This is a genomic window from Mariniflexile sp. TRM1-10 (assembly GCF_003425985.1).
GTDB lineage: Bacteria > Bacteroidota > Bacteroidia > Flavobacteriales > Flavobacteriaceae > Mariniflexile.
Window position 1 is genome coordinate 2,249,731 of the sequence record NZ_CP022985.1, and the last position, 16,810, is coordinate 2,266,540.

A 16,810-nucleotide genomic window follows, 5' to 3' on the forward strand; every position below is an offset into this window, starting at 1 on the left:
TACGCTATAAGATTATGTCAGCACACGAAGATACTCACGCTCACGACGCTCATGACGACCACGGACATCATCATAAAGAAACCTTTGTAACTAAATATATATTTAGTCAGGATCATAAAATGATTGCTAAGCAGTACCTAGTTACAGGTACTATTATGGGAGTAATAGGTGTTTTAATGTCTATGATGTTCCGTATGCAAATTGCATGGCCAGAGCAACCTAACGTATTGTTTGAGGCATTATTAGGCAAATGGGCACCAGAAGGTGTTATGGATGCTGATATTTATTTAGCTTTGGTAACCATTCATGGTACTATCATGGTATTCTTTGTACTAACTGCTGGTTTAAGTGGAACATTTAGTAACTTACTAATTCCGTTGCAAATTGGAGCACGCGATATGGCTTCAGGCTTTTTAAATATGATTTCTTATTGGTTATTCTTCCTTTCAAGTGTAATCATGGTCATATCATTGTTTGTTGAGGCTGGACCTGCTGCTGCTGGATGGACGATTTATCCACCATTAAGTGCTTTACCAATGGCTCAAGGAGGGTCTGGAATGGGTATGACCCTATGGTTGGTATCTATGGCTATCTTTATTGCGTCGTCATTAATGGGATCGCTTAACTATGTAGTTACGGTCATTAACTTGCGTACTAAAGGGATGTCTATGACAAGATTACCTTTAACAATTTGGGCATTTTTTATTACTGCGATTATTGGTATTATATCATTCCCAGTATTGTTATCTGCTGCTTTATTATTAATTATGGATAGAAGTTTTGGAACATCATTCTTCTTATCAGATATATTTATCCAAGGTGAAGTTTTACATTACCAAGGCGGGTCTCCTGTATTGTTTGAGCATTTATTTTGGTTCTTAGGTCACCCTGAGGTATATATCGTTATATTACCTGCCATGGGTCTGGTATCAGAAATTATGGCATCAAACTCTCGTAAGCCTATTTTTGGTTATCGTGCGATGATTGCATCTATATTAGCTATTGCGTTTTTATCAACCATCGTTTGGGGTCACCATATGTTTATTTCTGGAATGAATCCATTCTTAGGATCGGTGTTTACATTTACTACGCTATTAATTGCAATTCCATCTGCTGTAAAAGCATTTAACTGGATTACGACACTTTGGAAGGGTAATTTACAAATGAACCCTGCCATGTTATTTTCCATTGGATTTGTATCAACATTTATTACTGGAGGTTTAACAGGTATTATTCTTGGAGATAGCGCTTTAGATATTAATGTACACGATACGTATTTTGTGGTAGCTCACTTCCACTTGGTAATGGGTATATCGGCTCTTTACGGTATGTTTGCAGGTATTTACCACTGGTATCCAAAAATGTTTGGTCGTATGTTAAATAAAAACTTAGGATATATTCACTTCTGGATTACAGCTGTTTGTGCTTATGGGGTGTTTTTTCCAATGCATTTTATAGGTATGGCAGGTTTACCACGTCGTTATTATACAAATACTAATTTTCCATTATTTGACGATTTAGCAAACGTAAATGTTATCATTACCATCTTTGCTTTAATTGGTGGTGTGGTTCAAATAGTATATCTATATAACTTTTTTAGCAGTATTTACTATGGAAAGAAAGCCACTCAAAATCCATGGAAATCAACTACACTTGAATGGACAACACCAGTGGAACATATGCACGGTAACTGGCCAGGAGACATTCCTCACGTGTACCGTTGGGCATATGATTATAGTAAACCAGGACATGATGTAGACTTTGTGCCTCAAAATATTCCATTAAAAGAAGGCGAGGAAGAACTTCAGCATTAAAAACATATTTTTTACATTAAATCAAAAAACTCATCTCCACAAGATGAGTTTTTTTGTTTAATCTTTTTTAGAAGAGATATAAAATACATGAAAATATCGTTTAAATACAAAAAAATGCGTTAAATTGCATATCTGTTAAGAATTTTATATATATTTGTAAGTAAATTAAATAGGGCCATAGCTTAAATATCTATTAACCCAAATCTATAACTAACCCATACTATGAAACACCCATGAGAGAACTACATTCACACACGAAGATGATTATAAAGGGTGTTCCATCTGACAATTAAAAAACAATCAATACAAACAGATGAAAACAAACTACTCATTTAGATATGTAAGGTTTTTTACAATCTATCTAATGGTATTCCTTGGGACAGCTCTTAAAGTTAATGCCCAATGTCCATCAATTAATGATCCATCTCCAACAATTCAAGATGCTTCGGGATATACTTTTTCGGATTTAAATACTGACAGTAATAACTATGTAACTGATAATGGGGGTGGCATAAGTTGGTATCTTACTTCTTCTGGAGGTACTGCCTTAAACCCTGCACAGCTAGTTTCGGAGGGCACCTATTATGTAGATGATAACACAGGTTCATGTGGTCCAAGAGTTCCAATTACTATTGACTTTCAGGTTAATAAATCCGGACAACAGCTTGATGCTATTTATTGTAGTAATGAAAACCCAACCGTACAAACATATATTGATGATGTGCTGCAGCCTAATATTCCAATGGGAGGTTCTGTTGAGGTTTATAATGATTTTGAATTAACGGATTTGGCAAATGCTATAGATCCATTATCTGGGTTTTATACTTATTATATCATTTTTGTTGATAATTTAGGCAACAAGAGCCAAATTGAAGAAGGGGATACTATCGTTGTTGATTCACCTTCAGACCCAACGCCACCAAGTACTCAAATGTTTTGTTCTGATTCAAATCCAACTGTAACTAATTTGAATCCAGGAACAACATCTACATTTAAATGGTATCAAAATCTGGATGGTTCTGGCAATCCTATTCCTCCTGCTTTATCGCTGTCTACACCATTGGTAAATGGAAACACTTATTATGTAATAGTTGATAGTTTTTGTGACAGTAATGCTATGCCTGTATTAGTTAATATTAATAACCCGGTTGATGCTGGAATTTCTGCAACTTTAGACTATTGTGATGATAGTGTTCCAATGGACCCTTTCGATTTGTTTGATGAACTTGGTGGGACACCAGATATAAACGGAACTTGGTCGGGACCTTTGCCAACCTCAAACGGCAATCAAGGCACAGTTAATATTTCAACACTTACAGCTGGAATTCATACCTTTACTTATACGGTTCCAAGTAATGGTGCTTGTCCACAAGACACAGCTAATATTACAATTACCATATATGAAACGTTTACTTCTGGAACGGTTTCACCAACAAGTCCAGCTACGTTTTGTGAATCTACTGCACCAACATCATTTGATTTATTTTCACTTTTAAATAATGAAGACCAAGATGGTTTATGGACACAAGGTACTAGTAGTTCAGACCCTACGGTTTTAAATCCATCAACGCTTGATCTATCAACATTAATAATTGGAGCACATAATTTTACATATACTCAAAATGTTTCGCCAAACCCTTGTCCAGAAGAATCTACGACAGTTCAAGTGGTTATTTTAGCGGACCCTAATGCAGGAAATGCTATTAACCAAACGTTTTGCGAAAATGATTTGGCTTCAAATTCACCATTCGATTTGTTTGATGCTTTAGATGGTTCTCAAGATAACAATAGTGGTACTTGGATAGATGCTAGTAATGTAACCGTAACAAATCCAATAGATATTTCAAGTTTTACAGTTTCAGGTAGTCCTTATAATTTTGTTTATACTATTGATAATGGTACTTGTACGGATGATGAAACCATTTCGATTACCATATTACCTGCACCGGAATCTGGAACAGCAACTGCGCCAGTTGCATTCTGTGAAGGTTTGGCGCCGACCAGCTATAATTTATTCGATTTACTAACAGGTGAAGACCAAACAGGAACTTGGTATTCAGGTTTAGATAGCACGGGAGCAACGGTTTCAAATCCTGTAGATTTATCTGGTTTGACACCGGGCGATTATAATTTCACTTTTGATGTGGATGCTATTGGAAGCTGCGACGATGTTTTAGTAACCGTCACCGTCACAATAAACCCATTACCAGTTACGGGAACACCAACGCCAGCGATATTTTGTGAAAATGATTTGTCAGCGAATTCACCATTGGACTTATTCGGTCAACTTTCAGGAGAAGATGCAGGAGGTACTTGGACAGACGATAATACAACAGGCGCCTTAAGTGAAAGTAATGTCGATTTAACCATGCTGGCCATTGGTTCCTATAATTTTACCTATAGCATTACAGATACCAATGGATGTTCAAACAGTTCAACAGTACTTGTGAGCATTGAAAATGCACCGGAATCAGGAACAGCTAATGCACCAGTTGAATTTTGTGTAGGTTTAGCGCCGGCCAGTTACAACTTATTCGATTTACTAACAGGTGAAGACCAAACAGGAACTTGGTATTCAGGTTTAGATAACACGGGAGTAATGGTTTCAAATCCTGTAGATTTATCTGGTTTGACACCGGGCGATTATAATTTCACTTTTGATGTGGATGCTATTGGAAGCTGCGACGATGTTTTAGTAACCGTCACCGTCACAATAAACCCATTACCAGTTACGGGAACACCAACGCCAGCGATATTTTGTGAAAATGATTTGGCAGCGAATTCACCATTGGACTTATTCGGTCAACTTTCTGGAGAAGATGCAGGAGGTACTTGGGCTGATGATAATACAACAGGGGCTCTAAGTGGAAGCAATGTCGATTTAACCATGCTGGTCATTGGTTCATATAATTTCACCTATACCATTACAGATGCCAATGGGTGTTCAAACAGTTCAACAGTACTTGTGAGCGTTGAAAATGCACCGGAATCAGGAACAGCTAATGCACCAGTTGAATTTTGTGTAGCTTCAATAACATCAGGTCAAACCTATGATTTATTTGACTTATTAACTGGAGAAGACCAAACAGGAGTGTGGAATGATGATGATACTTCAGGTGCTTTATCAGGAAATTTAGTAACGCTTGATGGTCTTGCAATGGGCTCTTATAATTTTACATTCGACGTTGATGCCATTGGTAGTTGTGACGATGTTTTGGTAACAGTGACCATTATTGTTAACGATACACCAGCGCCAACAGCTTCAGTAACCCAAGAGTTTTGTGATACTGCTACCGTTTCAGATTTAACAGCAACAGGAACTTCTATAAAATGGTATGATAACGCAACGGGAGGAACGCCATTATCAGGGACTACTTCTTTAGTTAACGGCAACAACTATTATGCAACTCAAACCGATGCAACCACAGGTTGTGAATCTTCGGTTAGAACATTAGTAACTGCAACTATTTATGTGTCACCAAAATCAGGAAACCCCATTCCAATTGTGGATTGTAATACTAACAATACCATCGATTTATTTACTGGACTGGATGGTACGCAAGATGCTGGAGGTACATGGCAAGATGTAGATGGTACAGGCGCTTTATCAGGAAGTATTTTTGATGCTACTGGATTATCAGCAGGCAATTATCAATTTACCTATTTAGTGACAGCATCTTCACCTTGTATAGATGCAAGCACCATGATAACCGTAACAATTGAAGAGCCTTTAAATGCAGGTAGTAACAATACATTAGATGTTTGTAGCAATAACGGAACAACCGATTTATTCACTTTAATTGGAAGTGCCGATACAGGAGGTACTTGGTCACCAGCGATGTCGAGTGGCACAGGTGTTTTTGACCCCTTAGTTGATGCTCCAGGAACTTACACATACACATTAACAAATGCTTGCGGAACAGTAAGTAGTGATGTGATTGTTTCGGTTACTCTAGCGCCTAATGCGGGAACAGATACTACAGCTACAATATGTGTTATAGATGGTTCAACCGATTTATTCCCACTTTTAGGAACTTCAGCACAAAGTGGAGGAACTTGGTCGCCAGCATTAGCGAGCGGAACAGGAATATTCGACCCAAGTGCTGATGTCGCAGGTGTATATACTTATACAGTTGCAGCCGTTTCGCCGTGTTCACCAGATTCTAGTGCACAAATTACTGTAACAGTTAACGATTCACCTCAAATAGTCGTGTTAGAACCAAATCCATCGTTTTGTTTAGTAGATAATCCCACAGTCGCAGATTTGTCAGCAAGTATAAGGCCAACAGGAACGGTTTCTTGGTATGCCGATGCGACTTTGTCTACACCATTAAGCACATCTACAGCATTGGTAAATGGTGAAGATTATTTTGCTACTCAAACGACAGCTTCAGGTTGTGAATCTTCATTGAGTGTTCAAATTAATGCAATTATTAATAATGCGCCTACACCGACATTAAACGATCCAAGTAAGGAATATTGTATCAATGATAATCCAACTATAAATGATCTTTCACTTAATATTACGGAATACGATTCCAATACTGCTAATGTTGTATGGTATGACGCGGATGTTAATGGGTCAATGATTAGTGACACTTCAACTCTTATTAATTTAACAACCTATTACGCAGCATTGGTTGATGCCGCTACAGGATGTGAAAGTAACGTACGTTTAGCAGTTACACCAGATTTAACTTCATGTGGTGAACTTTTTTTACCAGATGGATTCTCACCCAATGGAGATGGTGTTAATGATACCTATGAGGTTGATAATTTAGCCATTCTATATCCGAATTTTGAAATAGAGATTTATAACCGCTATGGCAATATTGTTTATAAAGGAAAAGCGTCAACGCCTCGTTTTGATGGAAAACCAAATCAGTCAAGAACTACGTTTAAAGGTGACTTGCCAGTAGGCATGTATTATTACATTTTCAATTTTAATGATGGCGAGAACAAACCAAAACAAGGACATTTATACTTAAGCAGATAATTTTTAGATAAACACAATTTAGAAAATATGAACAATTTAAATATATATCATAAAATAGCTGCCATAGTAGGGTTAATCCTCGTGTCCTTACAAAGTTTTGCGCAGCAAGACCCTCAGTTTACACAGTATATGTACAACATGAGCGTAATAAATCCAGCGTATGCTACATCGGAAGCAGCCATTTTAAATATGGGTGGATTATACAGAACGCAATGGGTAGGTATTGAAGGAGCTCCAAAAACAGGAACCTTTTTTGCCCATACACCCATCAACGAGAAAATGGAAGCCGGTATTTCCTTTACCAATGATAATTTAGGCGATGTGGTTCAGGAAAATAACATTTATGCAGATTTTGCGTATGTGTTACCAATGGGTTTAAAAGGCGGAAAATTATCATTAGGGCTTAAAGCAGGATTCACATTTTTTAATGTTAATTTCGATGGCTTTAATTTGCAATCGGGCAGTGCTTCAACAGATATGGCTTTTAACGAAAACATCAGTCAAACGTTCCCGAATATAGGTGTTGGGGCATATTATTTCACCGATAACTATTATGTTGGTTTATCAGCCCCCAATATGCTGAACTCAAAACATATCGAAACCGAAAATGGCGTAAAAGCAACAGGCGTTCAAAGTATTCATTATTATTTAACAGGTGGTTATGTATTTGATATTAATCAAAATCTAAAATTGAAACCTGCGTTTATGGCAAAGTCGGTTCAAGGTGCACCATTAGCATTGGATCTTACAACCAATGTTCTAATTAATGAAAAGTTGGAAGCTGGTTTAGGCTACCGTTTAGATGATGCTATAAGTGGATTAATAAGTTTTAGAGTGATGCCAGATTTAAAAATAGGGTACGCTTACGATTTTACAACAAACAACCTTGGTGATTACAATTCAGGCTCTCACGAAATATTTATTTTGTTTGACATTGATTTATTAGGACTTAAAGGCGGTTACGATCGTTCACCTAGATTCTTCTAACCATAAAGACTATAAAGATGAAACATCCATTTCTAAAATTCAAAGTTCAAGAATATACACTATTATGAATGCTGCATGTGACAGTTAAAAAACAATAAAATTTACCACATGAAAAAACACATATATATACTTGCAAGCCTTTTATTAGTTAGTGGAATCGCACTAGCACAAAAGGGAAACCTTAAACGGGCCAATAAGCTTTTTGAAAAGAGAGCTTACATTGAAGCTGCCGAAATATACGAAACCGAAGACCGCACACAAGAAGTACTTCAAAATTTAGCTGATAGTTATTACTTCAATACCAATCTTCAAAAAGCGGTTAAAACCTATAGGGAGCTGTTTGTTAATTATGGCGACTCTGTAGATGTTGAATATCGTTTTAGGTTCGCACAGGCTTTAAAAGGAGTTGAAGATTATAAGGAGGCCGATGTGCATTTAAGCACATATTACAACCAGCAAATTAATACCCCTGCTTTTATAGAGTTAAACGACAAAACAACACCTCATACGTTTCAGTTAGCACAAGTAGCAAACGAAACATCTACGAATAGTGATTTTGGTTTATCTTTTTATGGTGACGATCAAGTGGCTTTCGCTTCAACCAGAAATATCGAAAACCCGTCATATTCATGGAATAAATTACCATATCTGGATTTATATTCTGGAAATTTAACAGACGATGGGCAGTTGGAAAACGTTGTTCCTTTTTCAGATGAAATAAATACCAATTCACACGAAAGTAATGCGACCTTTAGTAGAGATGGAAAAACCATGTATTTCAATAGAACCAACCATACGCGTTCTAAAATTGAAGAAGAACGTATTGCGCATATTCAAATTTTAAAAGCGGAATTAATAGATGGAAAGTGGACCCATGTAAAAGAATTGCCATTTAATTCGAATACATACAGTTGTGAACATCCGTCAATAAGTAAAGATGGAAAAACACTATATTTTGCCAGCGATATGCCAGGAACCATGGGAGGTTTCGACATTTATAAAGTAGCCATTAACGACGATGGGACTTACGGAGAACCAGAAAATTTAGGAGCTAAAATAAACACAAAACACCGCGAGCAATTTCCGTATATAAGCGATTTAGATGTATTGTATTTTGCGTCTGATGGTCATTTAGGGTATGGCGGATTGGATGTTTTTAGAAGTAATTTGGTGAATGGAAATTTCGACAAGCCAGTGAATTTAGGAAGCAGCATCAATAGTAGTTTAGATGATTTTGCTTATAGTATTAGAGAAAAAGACAATAAAGGGTTTGTGTCTTCAAACAGAAGTGGGTTGGATAGGTTATATCGCTTCGGAAGAGAGGAAAACATCTTAACCAAATATCTGGTTGAAGGTTTGGTACAAGATAAAAACAACAAAGAATTATTGCCAGGATCATTGGTAACATTATTTGACGATGCTGGAAATGTGCTTCAAGATTCTATTGTAGGTTCAAAAGCGGATTATTTGTTCAAAATTGAACCAAACAAAAAATATAAAATTAGAGGTACCCGTAAAGCTTACATACCGCAAGATGTGGAGTTCTCAACGGATGGTCAAGGAAAGCACAGTATTTATTTAATTTTAGAATCGTTTGCTGATGCTGAAGAACGTGTGAAACAAAACGAAAAAGGCGATATAAAGGTTGAATTGGATAAAATCTATTTCGATTTCAATAAGTCTAAAATTCGTGACGATGCCGCTACTACTTTAAATGTGTTGGTAGATTTAATGAAAAAATATCCAACAATGGAAGTTGAAGTATCGGCACATACCGATGCCCGTGGTAACGACCAATACAATTTGGATTTATCAAAACGTCGAGCCGCATCCACTTTAGAGTATTTAGTAAGTAAAGGCATTGAAAGAAGTCGATTAAAAAGTATGGGTTATGGTGAAATGCAACCACTTAACGAGTGCATTAAAGAAGGTATTTGTAAAGAAGAAGATTATGACATAAACAGACGTTGTGAATTCACTATTTTGAATTAAGCAACTTCCTGCATGTCACACTGGCTTGTCGAAGCTGTATTAATAAAGAAGAGGTAAGAAGGACTTCGACTGCGCTCAGTCTGACAATGTATGGTTTAAATTGGTTTTGTGGAACATAGTTTGTTAAGCTTGTCGAAGTGAAAGTTGGAATCTTGTAATAACATAATAAATTATCAAAGACCTTTGTATTGAATCTTCATTGCAAAGGTCTTTTTTCTTTATATTTGCTTTTATTGTTATTCCGGAGTTTATACTGAGCGAAGTCGAAGTAAAGACAGGAATCCACTTTGTAGATAAAGTAATAAAAAAAATCCTGCCTTCGCAAGAAGTTGTTATGAACGAAAACCTAGATCCAACAAACGAAAACTTTTCTCCAGAAGAATTAGACGTCGAAAAAAAATTAAGACCGTTGTCTTTTGATGATTTCACGGGGCAAGACCAAGTGCTGGAGAACCTTCAGGTATTTGTTCAAGCAGCCAATTTGCGTGATGAAGCATTAGACCATACTTTATTTCACGGCCCTCCAGGACTAGGTAAAACGACACTTGCACACATTCTTGCAAATGAGCTAAACGTTGGTATAAAAATCACTTCGGGTCCTGTATTGGACAAACCTGGTGATTTAGCAGGCTTACTTACCAATCTTGAAGAACGCGATGTGTTGTTTATTGATGAAATCCATCGGTTAAGCCCCATTGTAGAAGAGTATTTGTACTCCGCCATGGAAGATTACAAGATTGATATTATGATCGAATCAGGTCCGAATGCACGTTCCGTTCAAATTAATTTAAATCCGTTTACCTTGGTCGGTGCAACGACGCGTTCAGGTTTGTTAACCGCACCCATGCGTGCCCGTTTTGGTATTCAAAGCAGATTACAATATTATAACACCGAACTTTTAACAACGATTGTTCAGCGTAGTGCTTCCATATTAAATGTTGCCATTACCATGGAAGCCGCCATAGAAATTGCTGGGAGAAGTAGGGGAACCCCACGTATTGCCAATGCTTTATTACGTCGGGTTCGAGATTTTGCCCAAATAAAAGGAAACGGTAGCATCGATATAAAAATTGCAAAATATGCATTAGAAGCCTTGCATGTAGATGCTTTTGGTTTAGATGAAATGGACAACAAAATCTTAACCACCATAATTGATAAATTTAAAGGCGGACCAGTAGGGATTTCTACGTTGGCAACGGCAGTTAGTGAAAGTGCTGAAACTATTGAGGAAGTTTACGAACCCTTTTTAATACAACAAGGTTTTATTATGCGTACCCCTCGTGGACGTGAAGTTACAGAACTTGCCTATAAACATTTGGGTAAGATAAAAGGAAATATTCAAGGAGGATTGTTTTGAATTTAATTTCTAATGTCAGGCTGAGCGCAGTCGAAGCCCTTAAATAGTAACGAATGTATTTTTACTTTGTATATATTCTGAAATGTTCGGATGAGTCTTATTATATCGGAATAACAAACGATTTAGAAAAAAGATTTAATGAGCATCAATCAGGATACAAAATAGATTCTTATACATATAAAAGAAGACCATTAACTTTGGGATTTTATCAAGAATTTAATGATGTTTTACAAGCCATTTATTTTGAAAAGAAAATTAAGGGATGGACAAGAGCAAAAAAACAAGCTTTAATAAATGGAGATTTTGATATGCTTCAGATACTTTCGGAGTGTAGAAATGCAACACATTATTAAGTATAAAGATTAAGTTAAATTAGCACTTCGACTGCGCTCAGTGTGACAGTATAACTAATGAATAACAAACAATTACACGCACAACTCATCAAAACCGAAGCCAAACGCCTCGGTTTTTTGTCCTGTGGCATTAGTAAAGCGCAATTTTTAGAAGCAGAAGCGCCACGACTGGAAAAATGGTTAAACAACAATATGCATGGGCAAATGCAGTACATGGAAAACCATTTTGATAAACGTTTGGATCCAACAAAACTGGTGGAAGATTCAAAATCCGTTATTTCTTTATTATTGAATTATTATCCTTCAGAAGAACAAAATAAAGAAAGTTATAAGCTATCAAAATACGCTTACGGAACCGATTATCATTTCGTCATAAAAGAAAAACTGAAATCACTTTTAAATTTTATTCAAGAAGAAATTGGCGACGTTCATGGGCGTGCTTTTGTAGATTCCGCTCCCGTTTTAGATAAAGCTTGGGCAGCAAAATCGGGTTTGGGTTGGATTGGAAAGCATAGTAATTTACTAACCCAGCAAGTCGGCTCGTTTTATTTTATTGCAGAATTGATTGTCGATTTAGAGTTGGAGTATGATTCGCAAACAACAGATCATTGTGGCACATGTACGGCATGCATCGATGCTTGCCCAACACAAGCCATCACCGAGCCGTATGTAGTTGATGGAAGCAAATGTATTTCGTATTTCACCATCGAATTAAAAGAAAACATACCAACAGAATTTAAAGGGAAATTTGATGATTGGATGTTTGGTTGCGATGTATGTCAAGATGTATGTCCATGGAACCGATTTTCAAAAGCGCATAGTGAGCCATTGTTTAATCCGCATCCCGAATTATTATCAATGACCAAAAAAGATTGGGAAGAGATTACGGAAGACGTTTTTGAAAAAGTATTTAAAAATTCGGCAGTAAAACGCACTAAATTTTCTGGTTTAAAGCGGAATATTGATTTTTTAAAGAATCAGGACTAATTACTGATTTAGTTTCAATAATTAATCCTAATTGGTTTAATTTAACTCAATCTTGGTTTATTAATTAATCTCAATATAAGAGAGATTATATAAATAAGTAATCCATAAATTGTAGTTATTGAACTGACTTTTAATCCACCAGCCATCATTTCTTGGCTAACTTGTCCCATTTGCTCTATGCCTTTAAAAGCACCATATAATCCTATAATTTGACCCAAAATCCCAAATGATAGAGCTAACAAACCAACCTCTTTAATCCATTCAGGGAATTTCCAAAAACACACAATAACACCTAACAGTAAAATAGTAAGTATGGTCATAAATAACGAACCACCTTCATAAAATAAATCTAACATAATTTTTGTTTTAAAGTTGATATTCAAATGTATTAATAATCACAGCTAAGTACCAATGTTAAAAACCTTTCTGGAGTTGTTAAATCCATTTGTCAAGCTATTGTGGATTATATTTTCGGTTTAGTTAGAGCTAATTATTATATTTTTACAATGTGACAAAAAAACAAATCCATAAAATTATTTATTGGTTAATAGCTTCTTTTTTATTAGCTATTTTACTTCAAAACTCTATTCCTTATTTCTGGAATGCATGGTTAACAGCACTCTTTTTTTTGCCAATAGCTTTTTTGATTAAATATGGTATACAAAAAATTGGACCATTAAAAGGGCTTAAAAAATGGATTCGATATTTTTTTATATCTATGGTGTCTCTTTATTGGGGGTATCTTGCTATTACATTGGCATATTGGTATTTTTTGGAATTAAAAGCAGGTTCAATTGAAAAAACACTTATAAATCCTGTTTTTATCTGGGTTATTATTGGTTTTTTTATCCTTTTAGAACAAATAATATTTAAAAAAAAGAAGAAAAGTTACGGAGAAACAATTTCAATATTCAGTGATAGAAAGAAAACAATAATTAAAATTAATAATTTGATCTACATTGAAAGTAGAGGCGATTTTACTTTAGCAATTCTTTCAGATGGGAGTCAGTATAAAAATAACATCAAAATATCTGAATGGGAACAACAACTAGATGGGTTTATTCGTATTCACAGATCCTTTTTGGTAAATCCGGATTTTTCTACACTGAATGGTAACGAGGTTGTAGTGAATGCTCAATATCACTTGCCTATTTCAAGAAGTTATAAGGAAAAGGTTAATGATTTTTTTAATAGTTAGTTGTATTTCTAATGGATTCTCTTATAAAAAATTTTCTGGCTTAAAGCGAAATATTGATTTTTTAAAAGAGTAATTTCAAAGTTTAAGCCGTATTAATACCTACGTAAAAAAGAATAGGAGTTTCCGTGAAAAGAATAGTGTTATCAATGATATGATTATTATCTTTGTTCGATTAGCTAATTTATTCCTATGAGCGAAGAAAGTAAACGTAGAGAAGCCCTTATATACCACGCAAAGCCTACTCCAGGTAAAATTAAAGTGGTTCCAACCAAAAAATATTCAACCCAACGCGATTTAGCACTTGCCTATTCACCAGGTGTAGCGGCACCATGTTTGGAAATTGAAAAAGATAAAAACAATGCCTATAAATACACGGCCAAAGGTAATTTGGTCGCTGTAATATCAAACGGTACGGCGGTTTTGGGTTTAGGGAATATTGGACCTGAAGCCTCAAAGCCAGTAATGGAAGGTAAAGGGTTGTTATTTAAAATTTTTGCCGATATTGATGTGTTTGATATTGAGGTTGATACCGAAAATGTTGAAGAATTTATTGCCACTGTAAAAAATATAGCGCCCACTTTTGGAGGTATTAATCTAGAAGATATCAAAGCGCCAGAAGCATTCGAAATAGAAAGACGTTTAAAAGAAGAGCTCGATATTCCTGTAATGCACGACGACCAGCATGGTACAGCTATTATATCGGCAGCAGCTTTAATTAATGCGGTTGAAATTGCAAAGAAAAAACTAGATGAAGTTAAGATCGTAATAAGTGGTGCGGGTGCTGCAGCCATCTCTTGTTCACGTTTATACCAAGCATGTGGTGCCAAACGAGAAAACATGGTGATGCTAGATAGCAAAGGCGTTATTAGGGACGATAGGGAAAATTTGTCATCTGAAAAAGCCGAATACGCTACCCACAGAAGAATAGATACGCTTGATGAAGCCATGGTAGATGCCGATGTGTTTATTGGTTTGTCTATGGCAAACATCGTGTCGCCAGAAATGTTGCTGTCCATGGCTGAAAACCCCATCGTATTTGCTATGGCAAACCCAGATCCAGAGATAAAATATGACATAGCCATTGCTACACGTAAAGATATTATTATGGCTACGGGTAGAAGTGACCATCCTAACCAAGTAAACAACGTACTTGGATTTCCATTTATATTTCGTGGTGCACTAGATGTGCGTGCAACCAAAATTAATGAGGAAATGAAAATGGCGGCAGTAAAAGCATTGGCAAGATTGGCTAAAGAATCTGTGCCGGAGCAAGTTAATATTGCCTATGGAGAGACCAGATTGACATTTGGTAAGGAATATATCATACCAAAACCTTTCGATCCCCGTTTAATTGCCGAAGTACCACCAGCTGTAGCTAAAGCGGCTATGGAAAGTGGTGTTGCCCAAGAACCCATTCTAGATTGGGAAAAATATAAAGATGAATTAAGAGAGCGCTTAGGGAATGATAACAAACTTATAAGATTGTTGTTTAACCGTGCAAAACTGGATCCTAAACGTGTTGTTTATGCCGAAGCAGACCAACTTGCAGTTATAAAAGCAGCTCAAATAGTTTATGAAGAAGGTATTGCGATTCCCATTTTATTAGGGAGAGTTGAAACCATTAAAGAATTGATGGCTGAAATTGAATTTGATGCTGAAGATATACTTATAATAGATCCAAAAACCGAAGAAGAAAACGATAGAAAAAACAAGTATGCCAAAGAGTATTGGGAGCAACGCAAACGTCGTGGCGTGACCTATTATTCGGCGCAACGTTTAATGCGGGAGCGCAACTATTTTGCGGCAATGATGGTAAATGAAGGTGATGCCGATGCCTTAATTTCAGGATATTCCAGAAACTATCCAACGGTTGTAAAGCCTATGTTAGAGCTTATAGGTATGGCAAAAGGCACATCGCGTGTGGCAACTACCAATGTCATGATGACCAAGCGTGGTCCCATGTTTTTAAGTGATACATCTATAAATATAAACCCAACTTCGAGGGAATTAACCAAGATTGCACAAATGACCTCTCAAGTAGTTAAAATGTTTGGGATGGATCCGGTTATGGCAATGATTTCTTATTCAAATTTTGGTTCATCTTCCTACGAAAATGCAACAAAAGTACGTGATGCCGTAGCGCATTTACACCGTTATTATCCCGATATGGTTGTAGATGGCGAGTTACAAACAGACTTTGCTTTAAATGCTGAAATGCTTCAAGAAAAATTTCCGTTTTCAAAATTGGTTGGTAAAAAAGTAAATACTTTGATTTTTCCAAATTTAGATTCGGCAAATATCACCTATAAATTATTAAAAGAATTAAACGAAGCGGTATCTATTGGCCCCATCATGATGGGTATGCGTAAGCCAGTGCACATTCTTCAATTGGGTGCTAATGTAGATGAAATAGTGAACATGACAGCCATTGCAGTAATTGATGCACAGCAAAAGGAAAAGTTAGAATTGGAAAAGGGAAACTCTAAGTAATTCTGTTGAAAATAAATTTATTACATTTGGTCGATTAACGAATTGCTATAAATGATCACACATATTCAAGGAAAACTTGTAGAGAAAAACCCAACAGATGTTGTTATCGATTGTAATGGTGTTGGCTACATGCTAAACATTTCGTTGCATACTTACTCTCAAATTGTTGATAATGAACATTTAAAATTATTCACACATCTTCAAGTTAAAGAAGATTCACATACGCTTTATGGTTTTTCATCATTAGCAGAGCGTGAAATTTTCAGGTTATTAATTTCAGTCAGTGGTATTGGCGCTAGTATTGCCCGTACCATGCTATCTTCATTAACGCCAAAACAAGTGATAGAAGGTATCGCTAGTAGCGATGTGGCTTTAATACAGGGTATTAAAGGTATTGGCGCAAAAACAGCACAGCGAGTTATTATAGATTTAAAAGATAAAGTTTTGAAGATTTATGATATTGATGAAGTTTCTGTTTCTAAAGGCAATACGAATAAAGATGAAGCGTTATCTGCTTTAGAAGTGCTTGGTTTTGTGAGAAAACAAGCGGAACGTGCTGTGGAGAAAATTATTATGGCACAACCAGACGCCACTGTAGAGACCATTATTAAACAAGCATTAAAAAATTTATAATAG

11 protein-coding genes are annotated in these 16,810 nt (G+C 36.1%); 10 read left to right on the top strand and 1 reads right to left on the bottom strand.

What is annotated here, in order from left to right:
* Positions 1 to 14 precede the first annotated feature (14 nt).
* From CJ739_RS09615 to queG, 7 genes are all read left to right on the top strand, one after another.
* Positions 15 to 1,814, top strand: coding sequence for a cytochrome c oxidase subunit I (locus tag CJ739_RS09615; RefSeq protein ID WP_117174743.1), 1,800 nt, complete (start codon positions 15 to 17; stop codon positions 1,812 to 1,814).
* A gap of 313 nt (positions 1,815 to 2,127) precedes the next feature.
* Positions 2,128 to 6,810: a T9SS type B sorting domain-containing protein gene (locus tag CJ739_RS09620; RefSeq protein ID WP_117174745.1), complete on the top strand. Its 4,683-nt coding sequence runs from the start codon at positions 2,128 to 2,130 to the stop codon at positions 6,808 to 6,810.
* A gap of 27 nt (positions 6,811 to 6,837) precedes the next feature.
* Positions 6,838 to 7,797 carry a PorP/SprF family type IX secretion system membrane protein gene (locus CJ739_RS09625; protein WP_117174747.1) on the top strand — a complete coding sequence of 320 codons (960 nt, stop codon included), beginning with the start codon at positions 6,838 to 6,840 and terminating at the stop codon, positions 7,795 to 7,797.
* Positions 7,798 to 7,905: 108 nt separating this feature from the next.
* Positions 7,906 to 9,789: an OmpA family protein gene (locus CJ739_RS09630; RefSeq protein WP_117174749.1), complete on the top strand. Its 1,884-nt coding sequence runs from the start codon at positions 7,906 to 7,908 to the stop codon at positions 9,787 to 9,789.
* A 334-nt stretch (positions 9,790 to 10,123) separates the two neighbouring features.
* A complete protein-coding gene (gene ruvB / locus CJ739_RS09635) occupies positions 10,124 to 11,146 on the top strand; it encodes a Holliday junction branch migration DNA helicase RuvB (protein ID WP_117178888.1) in 1,023 nt (340 codons plus the stop codon).
* Between the two features lie 53 nt (positions 11,147 to 11,199).
* Positions 11,200 to 11,499, top strand: coding sequence for a GIY-YIG nuclease family protein (locus tag CJ739_RS09640; protein WP_117174751.1), 300 nt, complete (start codon positions 11,200 to 11,202; stop codon positions 11,497 to 11,499).
* Positions 11,500 to 11,556: 57 nt separating this feature from the next.
* Positions 11,557 to 12,486 (top strand): tRNA epoxyqueuosine(34) reductase QueG, encoded by a 930-nt coding sequence (gene queG / locus CJ739_RS09645; protein WP_117174753.1) that lies wholly within the window; start codon positions 11,557 to 11,559, stop codon positions 12,484 to 12,486.
* A 41-nt stretch (positions 12,487 to 12,527) separates the two neighbouring features.
* Here the strand turns inward: queG and CJ739_RS09650 are convergent, their stop codons facing one another.
* Positions 12,528 to 12,842, bottom strand: coding sequence for a MotA/TolQ/ExbB proton channel family protein (locus CJ739_RS09650; RefSeq protein WP_117174755.1), 315 nt, complete (start codon positions 12,840 to 12,842; stop codon positions 12,528 to 12,530).
* A 152-nt stretch (positions 12,843 to 12,994) separates the two neighbouring features.
* Here CJ739_RS09650 and CJ739_RS09655 point away from each other — a divergent pair, with 152 nt between their 5' ends.
* The 3 genes from CJ739_RS09655 (at position 12,995) to ruvA (ending at position 16,807) form a co-directional block, all read left to right on the top strand.
* On the top strand, positions 12,995 to 13,684 hold the full coding sequence (locus tag CJ739_RS09655; RefSeq protein WP_117174757.1) for a LytR/AlgR family response regulator transcription factor: 690 nt from the start codon (positions 12,995 to 12,997) through the stop codon (positions 13,682 to 13,684).
* 189 nt (positions 13,685 to 13,873) lie between these two features.
* A complete protein-coding gene (locus tag CJ739_RS09660) occupies positions 13,874 to 16,174 on the top strand; it encodes an NADP-dependent malic enzyme (RefSeq protein ID WP_117174759.1) in 2,301 nt (766 codons plus the stop codon).
* A gap of 51 nt (positions 16,175 to 16,225) precedes the next feature.
* The gene (gene ruvA, locus CJ739_RS09665) at positions 16,226 to 16,807 is read left to right on the top strand and encodes a Holliday junction branch migration protein RuvA (protein WP_117174762.1); all 582 of its coding nucleotides are present in this window, start codon (positions 16,226 to 16,228) and stop codon (positions 16,805 to 16,807) included.
* Positions 16,808 to 16,810: the final 3 nt, after the last annotated feature.